Here is a 14,889-nt window from a genome sequence, read left to right as displayed (position 1 = left end):
GTGACCATGGCCGGCAGGACGGCAAGGGCGGAGCAGGTCAGCGCGACCAGGGAGCTGATCCTGACCGCGGCGGAGCGGCTGTTCGCCGAACGCGGGGTGTACGCGGTCTCCAACCGTCAGGTCAGCGAGGCCGCGGGGCAGGGCAACAACGCGGCGGTCGGCTATCACTTCGGCACCAAGGCCGACCTGGTGCGCGCCATCGCGCGCAAACACTCCACACAGATCGAGCGGATCCGCGCCCGGATGCTGGCCGAGATCGGCGACTCCGACGACGTCCGCGACTGGGTGGCCTGCCTGGTGCGACCGGTCCCCGAGCATCTGGCGGCCCTGGGCAGCCCGACGTGGTACGCGCGGTTCTGCGCCCAGGTGATGGCCGACCCCGCGCTCCGCGAGATCATCGTCGAGGAGTTCCTGTCCTCCACCTCGCTGCTGCGGGTCGTCGAAGGGGTGAACCGGCGCCTGCCCGATCTGCCCGCCGACATCCGCGCCGAGCGCGGCGCGATGGCGCGCGAACTCATTCTGCACATCTGCGCCGAGCGTGAGCGCGCCCTCGCCGAGAACACCCCGACGCCCCGTGCCACCTGGCACGCCACCGCCACCGGGCTGATCGACGCGATCATCGGGCTGTGGCTGGCCCCGGTCACGCGCCCCGGCAGCTGAGGAGCGACGGCCGGTTCCGTGGCGTCAGATGGCCAGGCCTTCGGTGGCCTTGAGCAGCGCCTGCCGCAACGCCTCCGCGGCGGCGGCCCCGTCCGCCTCGGCGGACCGCTGGGCCCACTCCTCCGCGGCCACGCGCAGGGCCCCGTTGAGCATCACCGCCTTGATCCTCGGCAGTAGATCCCCGGGATCGGCTCCGGTGCGCGCGGCGATGATCTCGGTGAAGACGGGTTCGGCGTCATGGTGGACCTGGAGCCAGACGGCGCGCAGCCCCGGCTCCCCGGGGAGCAGCCGGATCAGCGCCCGGAGCGCGGAGGCGGCCTCCGGCGGGTCGGCCGCCGGGGGCGGGTCCCATTGGATCCCGTCACAGAAGGGGCGGTCCGCCGGCCAGTCGCGCAGCCGCCGGGCGACGGTCTCCAGGCCCGCGGCCAGCAGCGGACGGACGCACTCCTCCTTGGAGGGGAAGTAGCGCCACAGCGTGCGGGGCGAGATCCCCGCGGCGCGGGCGATCTCCTCGCCCGAGGTCGCCGCCACCCCGCGCTCGCCGAACAGCCGTACCGCCTCATGGGCGATCTCCAGGCGGGTGGCCGCCTTGCGCCGTTCGGTCAGCGGCGGGCGTCCGGCCGGCCGGGCCGTACCGGCCGCCCGTGTTCCAGGCTGCTTCACAGTGGTCCCCCTTCCGCTCTTCGAGGGCGATGTCCGGTGGCCCCCACCCTAGCCAGCGGCTTCGGCCCTCGCGGCGGTCGGCGCGGGACGCCGGACCGCTTATTTTCGACCTTGGATGCCACCATGGCAGTCAGTGCCAAAAACCTCTAGGGTGAGCGCGGGACGGAGCGCCCGTCCGCCGCGCACGGAGAAAGCGAGCACCTTGTGAGCAGCAGCACCGGCCTTCAGGGGCGCAGCGTCGTCGTCACCGGAGCGGGATCGGGGATCGGCCGGGCCGCGGCCCTCGCCTTCGCCCGGGAGGGGGCGAAGGTCCTGGTCGCCGACCTCGATCAGACAGGCGCCGACCAGGCCGTCGAGACGATCACGGCCGAGGGGGGAACCGCCCGCGCGGTCGTCGGCGACCTCGGCGACCAGCAAGTGGTGGACCGGGTCGTCGCCACGGCCGTGGAGGCCTTCGGCGGCCTGGACGTCCTGGTCAACAACGCGGGCATCATGGACCGCTTCTCGGCCGTCGCGGACACCGACGACGCCGAGTGGGACCGGGTGATCCGGGTGAACCTGACGGCGCCCTTTCTGCTGACGCGTGCGGCGCTGCCGCACATGCTGGCCGCGGGCCGCGGTTCGATCGTCTTCACCGCCTCCGAGGCGGCCCTGCGCGGCAGCGCCGCGGGTGCCGCCTACACGGCCTCCAAGCACGGTGTCGTGGGCCTGGTGAAGTCCCTCGCCGTGATGTACCGCGACCAGGGGATCCGCACCAACGCCATCGCGCCCGGCGGCACGGCGACCGCCATCCGGGTCGACGCGGAGCCGGGCGCCCACGGGCCGACCGTGATCGGCGCCCACGCCGGCAACATCGGCCGGATAGCCACCGCCGAGGAGCAGGCCGCCGCCATCGTCTTCCTCGCCTCCGACGCCGCCGGCAACGTCAACGGCGCCGTCCTGCCCGTCGACAACGGCTGGGCCGCCGTCTGACCGATCCCAACTCCCCGGCGCTCCACGTTGGTTGACTCTTCACCTTGGCGCCATCTGTCGCTGCTGACGTCGTCAGGCAAGGATCTAGAGGCTGACTTGGGCATGCCAACACTGAACGGCCTGCCCCACGCCCCCGGTCCTTCAGGAGGACGCAGTGAACAGAACGTCGCGCATCCGCAAGGTCCCGCTCATCCTCGGCAGCGCCGTCGCGCTGGTCATCGCCTTCCCGGCCAGCGCGCTCGCCGACCCCCCGAAGGCGCTGCCCGCCAACGCGGACGGAGTGGAGCAGACGTTCCAGCCGGCCTACGACTACGACACGGACGGCTGCTACCCGACCCCCGCCATCGGACCCGACGGAACCCTCAACGGCGGCCTCAACCCCTCGGGGAACCCCAACGGACAGTGCCACGACCAGTCCGACCTCGACAACACCAACGGATACGCGCGCTACAAGTGCAACAACGGCTGGTGCGCGATCATTTACGGCCTCTACTTCGAGAAGGACCAGGCGACGATCGGCGGGCACCGCCACGACTGGGAACACGTCGTGGTGTGGGTGCAGAACAACCAGGCGCAGTACGTCTCCACCTCCGCCCACGGCGACTTCCAGGTCCACAGCCGCGACCAGATCCGCTGGGACGGGACGCACCCGAAGGTCGTCTACCACAAGGACGGCCTGAGCACCCACGCCTTCCGCGCCGCGAACGCGAACGACGAGCCGCCCGAGAACCACTACCACACCTGGCAGTTCCCCAGCCTGGTCGGCTGGAACGGCTACCCCGCGGGGATCCGCGACAAGCTGAGCCAGGCCGACTTCGGCAGCGCCACCTTCGGTCTCAAGGACGGCAACTTCAACGCCCATCTCGCGAAGGCCAAGCCGGCCGGGATTCCGTTCGACCCCAACGCCTGACGGGCGGGCCGGGGACGGCACGGGCCGCCGTACCGCCCCCGGCCGCAGGAACGGACCCTGATCGCGCACCGATCCATTGACGCGGCCACGGTGGACGCGTGGGTGACGGCCGGGCTGCTCGGCGCGGCCGAGGGCCGGGCCGTGGTGCGCACCGCGCGCCAGGCCTCGTACACGCCCTGACCGTCGGGGCGTAGGCCACCGGGTACGTCACTTCCCGCGTCCGCACGCCGCCGGGCACGGCCACTCCCACGCCTGGCGGTCGCTGAGGAAGCCCAGGCCGATGCCGAGCAGCCAGAAGTCCTTGGCGAAGGCGACGCCTTCCTGGGTGGGCAGCGGGCTGCGGTGCCGGTGGGCGCCGGGGGTGCGCAGATAGAGCCCGACCAGCCCGGTGGCGAAGGCGGTCAGCCCGGCCCCGGCCAGGGCGGTGGGCACCAGGGGCGACAGGAGAGCGGCGCCCAGAGCGATCTCGGTGGAGGCCAGCACTTTGGTGAAGCGGTGGGGCGACATCCGGCGGACCACGGGATAGCCCCCGGCGGCCATCCCGTGGAGCCCCTGCTCGGTCTGCTCGTCGGCGCGGAGCTTGCCCAGGCCGGAGTTCAGCATGAACGCTCCGGTCGTGAGCCGGGGAGCGATGTGGTGGGGTCTCATCACGGGGTACACGGCCTTCTCCCTTCGCCGGAAAGCGGGTAACCGTCGGGTAACCCTGCTCACGAGGGGTATGCAGATCCCCGCTCACCCCCGCTTCCCCCCTCCCCCGACAGAGAGGCCCCGTCCCATGCGCATCGCCCTGAGCCAGATCACCACCGGTCCGGAGCCCGAGCGGAACCTGGCCGTCCTGCGCGAGCAGGCACATCGCGCGGCGGAGGCCGGCGCCCGGCTCGCGGTGTTCCCCGAAGCGGCGATGGCCTGCTTCGGCACCCGGCTCGGCCCCCTCGCCGAGCCGCTGGACGGGCCGTGGGCCACCGAGGTGCGGCAGATCGCCAAGGACACCGGCTTGGTGGTCGTGGCCGGCATGTTCACCCCGGCGCCCGACGGCCGGGTGACCAACACCCTGCTGGCCACCGGCCCCGGAGTCGAGACGTCCTACGACAAGATCCATCTGTATGACGCCTTCGGCTTCACCGAGTCCAGGACCGTGGCCCCGGGCTCCGAGGTGGTGACCTTCGACCTCGACGGCGTCCGGATCGGCCTGGCCACCTGCTACGACGTGCGCTTCCCCGAGCTGTTCCGGGCCCACGCCGACGCCGGCGCACACCTCTCGCTGCTGCCCGCCTCCTGGGGCGCGGGGCCCGGCAAACGCGAGCAGTGGGAGCTGCTGATCCGGGCACGGGCGCTGGACGCCACCGTCTGGCTGGCCGCCGCGGGCCAGGCCGACCCCGCGGCCACCGGCCCGGCGCCCGCCACCTCCGCCCCCACCGGCATCGGGCACAGCGCCCTCATCGGCCCCGACGGCACCGTACGGGAGCGGCTGGGGGCGGGCCCCGGCCTTCTGGTGGGGGACGTGGACCCCGACGAAGTCGCCGCCGTGCGGCGCTCGGTGTCCGTCCTGGCCAACCGCAGGCTGGGCACCTCCTGAGCCGGGCGGGGCACCTCCTGAGCCGGGCCGGGTGGTACCTCCTGAGCGGGGCGGGGGCGACGTCGCGGGCCGGCGGGGCCCGGCCGGGGGCGGGACGGCCTCAGCCCAGGCCCGGGACCACCATGGCCAGCCAGGCCACCGCCGGGACCACCGCCACCACCACGCCGCCGTACACCATCAGCTGCCGGAAGAACCGGTCCCGGTCGACATCGGGCGCGGCCGCGAGCACCAGGGCGCCGTTGGTGGAGAAGGGGCTGACGTCGACGACGGTGGCCGAGACCGAGAGGGCGGCGACCATCCCGACGGCGCCGATGTCGCCCTTGGCGAGGAAGGGGACCGCCAGCGGGATCAGCGCGCCCATGATGCCGACGGACGAGGCGAAGGCGGAGATGAGGGCGCCGATGTAGCACAGCAGAAGGGCCGCGAGGAGGGGGACGCCGATGTCGCTGACGGCCCGGCCGGCGTAGTCGATGGTGCCCATCTCCTGCAGCACGCCGACATAGGTGAGCACCCCGCAGATCAGCAGCACCGTCGGCCAGGAGATCTCATTGGCCGCCTTCTTGCCGTCCTTCGGCCAGAACACGCTCAGCAGCGCGGCGAGCGTGATCGCGGCGAGGCCCGCGTCGAGGTCGAAGACGAGGACGGCGACGACGAGGGCGACCAGGGCGAGAAGGGTCGCCACCCGGTCGGGGGTCAGGCCGATCGCCGGCTCCTCGACGGGCGCTCCGGCAGGCGCCGGGCCGCCCCCGCCGGCCGGTGCGGGCTCGGCGACGGCAGCGCCCGGGCCGGCCGGCCGGGGTGCCGTGGCCGCGTGGCGCGACAGCTTCAGGCCGCCGCAGACGACGAAGACGACGGCGGCGATGACCAGGTTGACCACCAGACTGGCCAGGAAGAGCGTGATCTCGTTGCCGGGCAGCTTCTCCCGTTCCACGATGCCGTTCACGATCGAGCCGTAGATGCTGATCGGCGAGAAGCCGCCGCCCTGGGCGCCGTGCACCACCATGGCCCCCATCAGCAACGGGCTGATGTCGTACCGCGCGGCGAAGCTCAGCGCGATGGGGGCGACGATGGCCACGGCGGCCGGGCTCACCGCGCCGATCGCGGTGAGCACACCGGTGATCGCGAACATCACCCAGGGGATCAGCGCCACCCGCCCGCCCACGAGTCTGACGGCGGCGTGGACCAGCCACTCGGTGGTGCCGTTGGCCCGGGCGAGGGCGAACAGATACGTCACGCCCACGAGGACCACGAACAGGTCGCCGGGGAAGCCCGCGAAGATGCCGTCGGCGTCCAGGTCGGCAACCAGCTCTCCCACGGCGAACGCGGCCGCGAAGGACAGGGCACCCATGTTGACGGAGCGGGTGGTGGCCAGCACGAAGACCGCCACCAGCACGATGATCGAGATGAGTTCGGGGGACAACAGAGCTCCCGTCGCCAGCGGCCAGTGGCTGATCACGGTGGGCCCCACGGTGCGTCAACGTCAATAGATCGGCCAGGCCTCACTCGCCCCCTCTCTGTACGGCGCCCCTCGTTTTTACGGCTCTGTGGGGTCGGCGGACGGCTCCTCGGCCGGGAAGAGGATCGGGCTGATCAGGTATCGCGCGCGGTCGGCCGTGGGCCGGTTGGCGAGCCGGGGCGCGATCGCGTCGCGCAACTCGGCGATCACCTCCTGGAGTTCGTCCCGGGTGAGCCAGGCCGCGTGCTGCCGGTAGCCGACGAGATCCGCCACCGGGTCGGCACCCTCCCGGTCGAGGTAGGCGTTGAACTCGGCGGCCAGGGTGGCCATCGCCGCGGCGAAGCCGCGCCGGTAGTCGTCGAGCGACAGCGACTCCATCGTGTCGGCGTCGATGACGGCCCGCTCCTGGCGCAGCCGGTACTGACGCTCCACCGCCCCGCGCACCCGCCGCTCGTCGGCCACTTCCAGGACTCCCCCGGCGAGGTGGCGAACACACCCGACTTCACCATGGCCGACGAGTACGTCCCGCACGCGGTCGCCGCCATCCGGACGCTCCAGCGCGAGCCGACCGTGGATGCGGCGCGGGTCTTCGTACTCGGCCACAGCATGGGCGGCAAGGCGGCCCCGCGGGTGGCGGCCGCCGAGCCGTCGGTCGCCGGTCTGGTGCTCCTGGCCGGCGACGCACAGCCGATGCACCAGGCCGCTGTCCGCGTCACCCGCCACCTCGCCGCGCTGAACCCCGGCCCCGCCGCGGACGCCGCCGAGGCGATGACACGTCAGGCCGCGGTGGTCGCGGGCCCCGGCCTGTCGCCCTCGACACCGGCGGAAACCCTCCCGCTCGGCCTGTCGGCCGCGTACTGGCTCGACCTGCGCGGCTACGATCCGGTCTCGACCGCGGCAGGGCTGCACAAGCCCATGCTCGTGCTCCAGGGCGGTCGCGACTATCAGGTGACCGTCGAGGACGATCTCTCGCGGTGGCGGGCGGGTCTCGACCGCCGACCGGAGGTGACGACGCGCGTGTACGACGCCGACGACCACCTGTTCTTCCCGGGCTCGGGCCCCTCCACGCCCGCGGACTACGAAACCCCGCACCACGTGGACCCGGCCGTCGTCGCCGATATCGCCGAGTGGCTGACGCCACCCGCGTGAGCGCTCAGGCCGGGCTCACCCAGCCGCCCCGCTCGGCGGAGCGAGCCATGGCGTCCAGGGCGGCGGCGCTGCGGACGGCGTCGTCCAGGGTGGCGCCGTACGCCGTGCCCTCGGCGATGGAGCGCAGGAAGTGGTACGCCTCGATGACCTTGAGGTCGTCATAGCCCATGCCGTTGGCCGAGCCGGGCTGGAAGGCGGCGTACTCGCCGTGTCCGGGGCCGACGTACACGGTGCTGACGGGCTGGTCCTGATAGGCGGTGCCGCGGCTGACGCCCAGCTCGCCCATGCGGCGGAAGTCCCAGAAGACCGCGCCCTTGGTGCCGTGGATCTCGAAGCCGTAGTTGTTCTGCTCGCCGACCGAGACCCGGCACGCCTCCAGCACACCCCGCGCGCCGGAGGCGAAGCGCAGCAGGCAGGAGACGTAGTCCTCGTTCTCCACCGGGCCCGGTTCGCCACCGGTGGAGCGGGTGTGGCCGGCGGTGGCCCCGGTGGGACGGGCCCGCTCGGACACGAAGACCGCGGTGTCGGCGGCCAGCGACTCGATCTCGCCGAGCAGAAAGCGCGCCAGGTCCACGCCGTGCGAGGCCAGGTCGCCGAGCACCCCGCTGCCGCCGCGTTCGCGCTCGTACCGCCAGGTCAGGGCCCCCTCGGGATGGGCCGCGTAGTCGCTGAACAGCCGGATGCGGACATGGGTGACGGCGCCGATCTCCCCGGCGGCGATCAGCTCGCGGGCGGCGGCGACGGCGGGCGCGTTGCGGTAGTTGAAGCCGACGGTGCCCTGGACACCGGCCTTGGCCACGGCACCGGCGACCGCCCGGGCGTCCTCGGCGGTCAGGCCGACCGGCTTCTCGATCCAGATGTGCTTGCCCGCCTCGGCCATGGCGGTGCCGATCTCGCGGTGCAGGAAGTTCGGGGCGGCGATGCTCACCGCCTGAACCCGGGGGTCCGCGGCCACCTCCCGCCAGTCCCGGGCCGCGGTGGCGAAGCCGTACCGCTCGGCGGCCTCCTCGGCGCGGCCGGGCACCTCGTCGGCGACGGCGACCAGTTGGGGCCGCACGGACAGCTGGGGGAAGTGGTGCGGCACACGGGCGTACGCCTGGGTGTGCACCCGTCCCATCCAGCCGAATCCCACGACGGCGACGCCGAGCGTACTCACCATGACTGCTCTCCCATGAACGCCCTGCTCGGGACTGCGGCCTGCCCGGGACCGGGACCCGCTTTGGACCGGTCCACAATGTTCCCGGCCCACCCTGAGGGCCGTCTACGCAGCTGTCAATCCCCTTTGACAACCCGGCGCGCCCTGTGGAACGGTCCAGGCCATGAGACCACCGACGATCCGCGATGTCGCCGAACGGGCCAGAGTGTCGAAATCGCTGGTCTCCCTCGTCCTCCGCGGCTCCGACCAGGTGCGCCCGGAGAAACGGCAGGCCGTCCTGGCCGCCGTCGAGGAGCTGGGGTACCGGCCCAACGCCGCCGCGCGCAGCCTCAGCGAGCGGCGCACCCGCACCGTCGGGGTGCTCCTGAACGACATGCGCAACCCCTGGTTCGTGGAGCTGCTGGACGGCCTCAACTCCCGGCTGCACGACTCCGGCCTGCGCATGCTGCTGGCCGACGGCCACCTCAACCGACGGCTCGGCGCGGACCTCACCCGCACCTTCACGGATCTGCGGGTCGACGGCCTGATCGCCGTCGGCACGCTGCCGGCCCCCGAGGCGCTGCGCACCGCGGCCGGGCTGGTGCCCACCGTGGTGGCGGGCGCCCGTGAGCCGGTGCTGCCCGGGGTGGACATCGTCGCGGGCGACGACGAGCACGGCGCCCGTCTGGCCACCGAACACCTCATCGGCCTCGGCCACCGGCGCATCGCGCATATCGCGGGGCCGGGGGCGGTCGGCGAGCTGCGCCGCCGTGGCTTCGAGACGGTGATGCGCGAGCACGGGCTGGGCGCGACGGCGGCCGTGGAGCAGGGTGACCTGACCGAGGAGGGCGGCCATCGGGCCGCGGTCCGGCTGCTCAGCGCCCGTGAACGGCCCACCGCCGTCTTCGCGTTCAACGACATAGCCGGTGTCGGCGCCCTGTCGGCCGCCGAGGAGCTCGGCCTCCGGGTGCCCCGCGACCTGTCCCTCGTCGGCTACGACAACACCTACCTCGCGCGCCTGCGCCATCTGTGGCTGACCACCGTGGACAACGCCAGTCACGAGGTCGGCCGCCTGGCCGCGCGGTGTCTGCTCGCCCGGATCGCCGACCCCGCACGCCCCGGTGAGACCGTCCTGACCGCCCCGGCCCTCGAGGTCCGCGGTACGACGGCGCGGTGCGACGGGCCCTAGCGGCGGCCCGCTTACTCGGGCGATGCCTCCGCCCTGGCCCGGCCCATGATGCTGAGCGCGTTGGCCACCACGACCGCTCCCACACCGGCCCATTCGATCCACCCCAGGCGCTGGCCGAGGACGATCCATCCGACCACGGCGGCGAGGACGGGGTTGACGCTCATGAAGAGCCCGAAGGCCTGTGCCGGGACGCGGCGCAGGGTGAACAGGTCCGCGAGGTAGGGCACGGCCGAGGAGAGGACCCCGGCGGCGACGGCGCAGCCGACGGCCGGCGCGGTGGGCGGCTGCCTGATGGCGAGGACGACCCCGACGGGCAGGAACATCAGGGCGGAGAGCGCGGCGGCGGCCGCCGATCCCTGCGCGCCGGGGGTGCGCCGGCCGACGGTGCGGTTGAGCAGGATGTAGGACGCCCAGCAGACGGCGGCCAGCAGGCCCAGGCCCATCCCCAGGTAGTCGGCGGAGGGCCGCGGGCGCATCAGGGTGATGACGCCCGCCGTGGCCAGCACCGCCCAGCAGACGTCCGCGCGGCGGCGTGAGGCGGCCAGGGCGATGGCGAGCGGGCCGAGGAATTCCAGGGTCACCGCGAGCCCGAGGCCGATCCGGTCGATGGCGCTGTAGAGGGAGAGGTTCATCGTCCCGAACACCAGGGCCAGCAGCAACACCGGCCACCACTGCCACCAGGTGAACGCGCGCAGCCGGGGGCGGCCGACGGCGAGCAGGACGACGGCGGCGACGTACTGGCGTACCGCGACGACACCGAGGGGGCCGAGCACGGGGAAGGCGAGGGATCCGGTCGCGGCGCCGATCTGGTTGGACAGGCCGCTGCCGACCATGGTGGCCACCCCGGCCAGGCGCCCTGACCCGGGCTCGGGGGCGGAGGCTGCCGGTACGGTCCGGGGCACGGAGGCTGCCGCGCGTGCGGATGCTGTTCGCATGCCGGAATCCTGCGGCGCCCCCCGACTTGCGCAAAATGCATGGACGGCAGGGTCTATACGCTGGCGTCATGGATGTCGAGCTGCGTCAGTTGCGCTGCCTCGTGGCGATCGTCGACGAGGGCAGTTTCACCGACGCCGCGATCGCGCTCGGGGTCTCCCAGGCGGCGGTGTCCCGCACGCTCGCCTCGCTCGAGCGCGCTCTCGGGGTGCGGCTGCTGCGGCGGACCTCCCGCGAGGTGACGCCGACGGGCACCGGGCTGCGCGTCGTGGCGCACGCCCGGCGGGTGCTCGGCGAGGTGGACGGCCTGCTGCGGGAGGCGGCCTCGGGCCACCGGCGGCTGCGGATCGGTTACGCCTGGTCGGCGGTGGGCCGCCATACGCTGGCGTTTCAGCGCGGCTGGGCCCAGGCGGTGCCCGAGACGGATCTGCAGCTGATCCGCGTCAACTCCACCACCGCGGGGCTGGCCGAGGGTGTCTGCGATCTCGCCGTCGTGCGCAAGGCCCTGGACGACCGCCGTTTCGACTCCGCCATCGTGGGGCTCGAGCGGCGGCTGTGCGCCCTGGCCGCCGACGATCCGCTGGCCCGTCGCCGTTCGGTCAGGCTCGCCGACCTCAGCGGGCGCACCCTGCTGGTGGACCGGCGGACCGGCACCACCACCGCGGAGCTGTGGCCCTCCGGTTCCCGCCCGGCGACCGAGGAGTCACATGACATCGACGACTGGCTGATCATCATTTCCACGGGCCGGTGTGTGGGGCTCACGGCGGAGTCCACCGCACACCAGTATCCGCGGCCCGGCGTCGTCTACCGGCCGGTGCGCGACGCGGAGCCGATCGCGGTGCGGCTCGCCTGGTGGCGGGACGATCCGCATCCCGCCGTCCCGGCCGCGCTCGAACTGCTCACGGCGCTGTACCGCCCGGGGTGAGGCCGGGCTCCTGTGTGGACGTGGGCAGTTGGCGCAGCAGCGCGTGCAGCACCGGGTTGTCGTTGTTCTCGCGCCAGACGAGGTTGAGCTCCACGGGGTTGGGGGTCTCCAGCTCGACCGGTTTGAAGACGACGTCGGCGTAGCGCAGCCGCGCGGCGGCCTCGGGGACCAGGGACACCCCCAGGCTGCAGTTGACCAGGGCCAGGATGCTGTGGACCTGGCTGAGGTACTGGGAGAAGACGGGGGCCACGTGTGCCGCGCTGAAGATGCTGATGAGCAGTTCGTGGAAGTAGCGGGCGTCCGTGGGTGAGTACATCAGGAACGGCTCACCCTCGAAGTCGGCGACCCGGAGGGCTCCTTCGCGCGCCGCCAGGGGGTGTTCCTTCGGCAGCGCCGCGAGCAGCCGCTCCCGCACGGCCGGGCGGGACCGCAGGTCCGGGCCGGTGACCGAGGGCCGGCCGAGGCCGAGGTCCAGTCGGTTCTGGGTGAGGGCTTCCAGCTGGTCGCGGGTGACCATCTCCTGCAGCACGATTTCCGCGCGGGGCATGGCGGCGCGGGCGGTTTCCAGGAGGGTGCCGAGCGTGGAGTACGCGCTGGCCGCGGTGAAGCCGATGGCGATGCTGCCCGCTTCCCCGGTCGACACCTGCCGGACGGCGAGCGCCGCGTGTTCGGACTGGCGCAGGATACGGCGGGCCTCGGTGAGGAAGGCGCGCCCGGCGGGGGTGAGCCGCACCGATCGGTTGGTGCGGTCCAGGAGCCGGACCCGCAGATCGTTCTCCAGGAGCTGGATCTGGCGGCTCAGTGGTGGCTGTGTCATCTTCAGCCGCTCCGCGGCCCGGGTGAAGTGCAGTTCTTCGGCGACGGCCACGAAACTGGCCAGCTGGGCGAGTGTGAACAATGATGCTCTCCCTGTATCAACGCATACAAACTTTAAGTTAGACGGAGATCAATGGACCACTTAGCGTCAAGGGACGGCCGAGCGGACACGCCCGCCGACACCGCGACCGGCCACCTCACGGACCGGCCGACCCGCCCGCACTCACAGGGGACGCTAAGTAATGAGCACACCGGAAACGACGGCCCATGCAGCGCAGCAGGCAGGCGAGGCGACCCTCGACAGGATCTCCTGGATCAGGCTGTCCTCGGTCACCCTTCCGCTGGCCACTCCGATCAGCGACGCGAAGGTGTTCACCGGGCGGCAGAAGCCGATGACCGAGGTGGCCTTCCTCTTCGTCGAGCTGGCCACCGAGGAGGGACACCAGGGCATCGGTTTCAGCTACTCCAAGCGAGCCGGCGGCCCCGGCCAGTTCGCACACGCCAAGGAGATCGCCCCCACCCTCCTGGGCGAGGACCCCAGCGACATCGCCAAGCTCTGGACGAAGCTGGTGTGGGCGGGCGCCTCCGTGGGACGCAGCGGGCTGTCCACCCAGGCGGTGGCGGCCTTCGACATCGCCCTGTGGGACCTGAAGGCCAAGCGGGCCGGTCTGCCCCTGGCCAAGCTGCTGGGCGCCCACCGCGACTCCGTGCGCTGCTACAACACCTCCGGCGGCTTTCTGCACACGCCCACCGAGCAGCTGCTGGAGAACGCGTCCCGCTCCGTGGCCGAGGGCATCGGCGGCATCAAGATCAAGGTCGGCCACCCCGACGGCACGGTGGATCTGAGCCGGGTGACCGCCGTGCGTGAGCACCTGGGCGACGAGGTGCCGCTCATGGTGGACGCCAACCAGCAGTGGGACCGGCCCACCGCTCAGCGCATGGGGCGCGCTCTCGAGGAGTTCGGCCTGATCTGGATCGAGGAGCCGCTGGACGCCTATGACGCGCGTGGCCACGCCGCCCTCGCGGCCTCGCTGGACACCCCGGTGGCCACCGGGGAGATGCTGGCCAGCGTCGCCGAACACTGGGAGCTGATCCGCAACGAGGCCGCGGACGTCATCCAGCCCGACGCGCCGCGCATCGGTGGCATCACCCAGTTCCTGAAGCTGGCCACCCTCGCCGAACACCACCACCTCCAGCTCGCCCCGCACTTCGCGATGGAGATCCACCTCCACCTCGCCGCCGCCTACCCGTACGAGCCGTGGGTGGAGCACTTCGACTGGCTGGAGCCGCTGTTCAACGAGCGGCTGCGGATCAGCGGCGGCCGTATGCATGTGTCCTCCCGGCCGGGTCTCGGCATCACCCTCAGCGAGCAGGCCCGGGCCTGGACACAGGCGGACTACGAGCTCGGTACGCGTCCCTGAACGTACCGCCGACACGGAAATCGGGTCGGAAATCGGGTCGCACACCCATTGACCTGGTGGGTGAGCCACCCTAACCTCCATTCTCATATCTGATTCACGTATGTGGAGAACAGTTCATGACTATGAACACGGCGGTCCAGGATGTCGCGCAGCGACTGCGCGACGGTATGGCGCGCGGTGTGCTGTCCTTCCCCCTCACCAGCTTCGGTGAGGACGGCAGCCTCGATCTGGACGCCTACCGCGAGTATCTGACCGCTCAGCTGGCCACCGCCCCCGGCGCGGTGTTCCCCGCGTGTGGCACCGGGGAGTTCACCGCCCTGGACGAGGACGAGTACCGCCAGGTGATCACCACCGCGGTGGAGGTGGCCGACGGCCGTATGCCCGTGGTCGCCGGCATCGGCTACGGCTACGCGCAGGCGCTGCGCTTCGCCAGGATCGCGGAGGAGGCCGGCGCCGACGCCGCTCTGGTGCTCCCCCACTACCTGGTCAAGGCCCCGCAGGACGGCCTGGTGGAGCAGGTCCGGCGGATCGCCGCCGGCACCGGGCTGCCGCTCATCGCCTACCAGCGCGACCATGTGGCGTTCACCATCGACGGTCTGCGGCGGATCGCGGAGATCCCCACCGTCATCGGCCTGAAGGACGGACACAGCGACCTGGACCGCCTCCAGCGGCTGACCCTCAACGCCCCCGACGACCTCCTGTTCTTCAACGGGGCCGCCACCGCCGAGGTGCAGGCGCGCGCATACGCCGCCGTCGGCGTGCCCGCGTACTCCTCCGCCGTCCACGCCTTCGCACCCGAGATCGCGGGCGCGTTCTTCGGCGCACTGCAGGACGGCGACGACGAAACCGTGGACACGCTGCTGCGTGACTTCTACGTCCCGCTGGTCGAGCTGCGGGACCGGGTGCCCGGCTACGCCGTGTCGCTGGTGAAGGCCGCCGCCCGGCTGCGCGGCAAGCCGGTCGGCCCGGTCCGCGCCCCGCTCATCGACCCGAGCCCCGACGACCTGGCCGACCTGGAGAAGCTCCTGGAGACCGGTCTGAGCCTCGTGGCCGACCGCTGACCGGGACACCACACCGATGGGAC

Annotated in this window: 16 protein-coding genes; 9 read left to right on the top strand and 7 right to left on the bottom strand. The window is 72.4% G+C overall.

Annotated features, from left to right (window positions below):
* Positions 1 to 6: 6 nt before the first annotated feature.
* On the top strand, positions 7 to 660 hold the full coding sequence (locus ACFZDL_RS08330) for a TetR family transcriptional regulator (RefSeq protein ID WP_353593507.1): 654 nt from the start codon (positions 7 to 9) through the stop codon (positions 658 to 660).
* A gap of 24 nt (positions 661 to 684) precedes the next feature.
* On the opposite strand, the gene ACFZDL_RS08325 is transcribed toward ACFZDL_RS08330, so the two are convergent.
* Positions 685 to 1,323: a TetR family transcriptional regulator gene (locus tag ACFZDL_RS08325; RefSeq protein ID WP_353593508.1), complete on the bottom strand. Its 639-nt coding sequence runs from the start codon at positions 1,321 to 1,323 to the stop codon at positions 685 to 687.
* Between the two features lie 204 nt (positions 1,324 to 1,527).
* Here ACFZDL_RS08325 and ACFZDL_RS08320 point away from each other — a divergent pair, with 204 nt between their 5' ends.
* Both ACFZDL_RS08320 and ACFZDL_RS08315 read left to right on the top strand, forming a co-directional pair.
* The gene (locus ACFZDL_RS08320; RefSeq protein WP_353593509.1) at positions 1,528 to 2,295 is read left to right on the top strand and encodes an SDR family NAD(P)-dependent oxidoreductase; all 768 of its coding nucleotides are present in this window, start codon (positions 1,528 to 1,530) and stop codon (positions 2,293 to 2,295) included.
* 154 nt (positions 2,296 to 2,449) lie between these two features.
* Complete coding sequence (locus ACFZDL_RS08315) at positions 2,450 to 3,205, top strand: NPP1 family protein (RefSeq protein WP_353593510.1); 756 nt, start codon at positions 2,450 to 2,452, stop codon at positions 3,203 to 3,205.
* A 207-nt stretch (positions 3,206 to 3,412) separates the two neighbouring features.
* Here the strand turns inward: ACFZDL_RS08315 and ACFZDL_RS08310 are convergent, their stop codons facing one another.
* Entirely contained in the window at positions 3,413 to 3,808 is a 396-nt protein-coding gene (locus tag ACFZDL_RS08310) for a hypothetical protein (RefSeq protein WP_353593511.1), read from the bottom strand.
* A 172-nt stretch (positions 3,809 to 3,980) separates the two neighbouring features.
* Here ACFZDL_RS08310 and ACFZDL_RS08305 point away from each other — a divergent pair, with 172 nt between their 5' ends.
* Positions 3,981 to 4,781 carry a carbon-nitrogen hydrolase family protein gene (locus ACFZDL_RS08305; protein WP_353593512.1) on the top strand — a complete coding sequence of 267 codons (801 nt, stop codon included), beginning with the start codon at positions 3,981 to 3,983 and terminating at the stop codon, positions 4,779 to 4,781.
* A 100-nt stretch (positions 4,782 to 4,881) separates the two neighbouring features.
* Here ACFZDL_RS08305 and ACFZDL_RS08300 read toward each other — a convergent pair whose 3' ends face one another.
* Together ACFZDL_RS08300 and ACFZDL_RS08295 are read right to left on the bottom strand one after the other, a co-directional pair.
* On the bottom strand, positions 4,882 to 6,201 hold the full coding sequence (locus ACFZDL_RS08300) for an SLC13 family permease (protein WP_353593584.1): 1,320 nt from the start codon (positions 6,199 to 6,201) through the stop codon (positions 4,882 to 4,884).
* Between the two features lie 114 nt (positions 6,202 to 6,315).
* Positions 6,316 to 6,699: an ArsR family transcriptional regulator gene (locus ACFZDL_RS08295; protein WP_353593513.1), complete on the bottom strand. Its 384-nt coding sequence runs from the start codon at positions 6,697 to 6,699 to the stop codon at positions 6,316 to 6,318.
* Positions 6,700 to 6,720: 21 nt separating this feature from the next.
* On the opposite strand from ACFZDL_RS08295, the gene ACFZDL_RS08290 reads away from it, so the two are divergent.
* The gene (locus tag ACFZDL_RS08290) at positions 6,721 to 7,386 is read left to right on the top strand and encodes a serine aminopeptidase domain-containing protein (protein ID WP_353593514.1); all 666 of its coding nucleotides are present in this window, start codon (positions 6,721 to 6,723) and stop codon (positions 7,384 to 7,386) included.
* Positions 7,387 to 7,390: 4 nt separating this feature from the next.
* Here ACFZDL_RS08290 and ACFZDL_RS08285 read toward each other — a convergent pair whose 3' ends face one another.
* Positions 7,391 to 8,545 carry a Gfo/Idh/MocA family oxidoreductase gene (locus tag ACFZDL_RS08285; RefSeq protein WP_353593515.1) on the bottom strand — a complete coding sequence of 385 codons (1,155 nt, stop codon included), beginning with the start codon at positions 8,543 to 8,545 and terminating at the stop codon, positions 7,391 to 7,393.
* Positions 8,546 to 8,705: 160 nt separating this feature from the next.
* Between ACFZDL_RS08285 and ACFZDL_RS08280 the strand changes: the two genes are divergently transcribed.
* On the top strand, positions 8,706 to 9,710 hold the full coding sequence (locus tag ACFZDL_RS08280; RefSeq protein WP_353593516.1) for a LacI family DNA-binding transcriptional regulator: 1,005 nt from the start codon (positions 8,706 to 8,708) through the stop codon (positions 9,708 to 9,710).
* Between the two features lie 11 nt (positions 9,711 to 9,721).
* Here ACFZDL_RS08280 and ACFZDL_RS08275 read toward each other — a convergent pair whose 3' ends face one another.
* Positions 9,722 to 10,645, bottom strand: a complete 924-nt coding sequence (locus tag ACFZDL_RS08275; protein WP_353593517.1) for an EamA family transporter — start codon at positions 10,643 to 10,645, stop codon at positions 9,722 to 9,724.
* 68 nt (positions 10,646 to 10,713) lie between these two features.
* On the opposite strand from ACFZDL_RS08275, the gene ACFZDL_RS08270 reads away from it, so the two are divergent.
* Positions 10,714 to 11,568: a LysR family transcriptional regulator gene (locus ACFZDL_RS08270; protein WP_353593518.1), complete on the top strand. Its 855-nt coding sequence runs from the start codon at positions 10,714 to 10,716 to the stop codon at positions 11,566 to 11,568.
* Here the strand turns inward: ACFZDL_RS08270 and ACFZDL_RS08265 are convergent.
* Positions 11,543 to 12,466 (bottom strand): LysR substrate-binding domain-containing protein, encoded by a 924-nt coding sequence (locus ACFZDL_RS08265; protein ID WP_353593519.1) that lies wholly within the window; start codon positions 12,464 to 12,466, stop codon positions 11,543 to 11,545. The genes ACFZDL_RS08270 and ACFZDL_RS08265 overlap by 26 nt on opposite strands.
* 160 nt (positions 12,467 to 12,626) lie before the next feature.
* On the opposite strand from ACFZDL_RS08265, the gene ACFZDL_RS08260 reads away from it, so the two are divergent.
* Together ACFZDL_RS08260 and ACFZDL_RS08255 are read left to right on the top strand one after the other, a co-directional pair.
* Complete coding sequence (locus ACFZDL_RS08260; RefSeq protein ID WP_353593520.1) at positions 12,627 to 13,805, top strand: mandelate racemase/muconate lactonizing enzyme family protein; 1,179 nt, start codon at positions 12,627 to 12,629, stop codon at positions 13,803 to 13,805.
* A 122-nt stretch (positions 13,806 to 13,927) separates the two neighbouring features.
* Positions 13,928 to 14,866 carry a 5-dehydro-4-deoxyglucarate dehydratase gene (locus ACFZDL_RS08255; protein WP_391190718.1) on the top strand — a complete coding sequence of 313 codons (939 nt, stop codon included), beginning with the start codon at positions 13,928 to 13,930 and terminating at the stop codon, positions 14,864 to 14,866.
* Positions 14,867 to 14,889 lie beyond the last annotated feature (23 nt).

The sequence above is a fragment of the Streptomyces sp. NPDC007917 genome (assembly GCF_042959105.1).
In the GTDB taxonomy this organism is placed as follows: domain Bacteria; phylum Actinomycetota; class Actinomycetes; order Streptomycetales; family Streptomycetaceae; genus Streptomyces.
The sequence above is the reverse complement of the archived record's forward strand: the minus strand, read 5'-3'. Positions and strand labels throughout refer to the sequence as shown.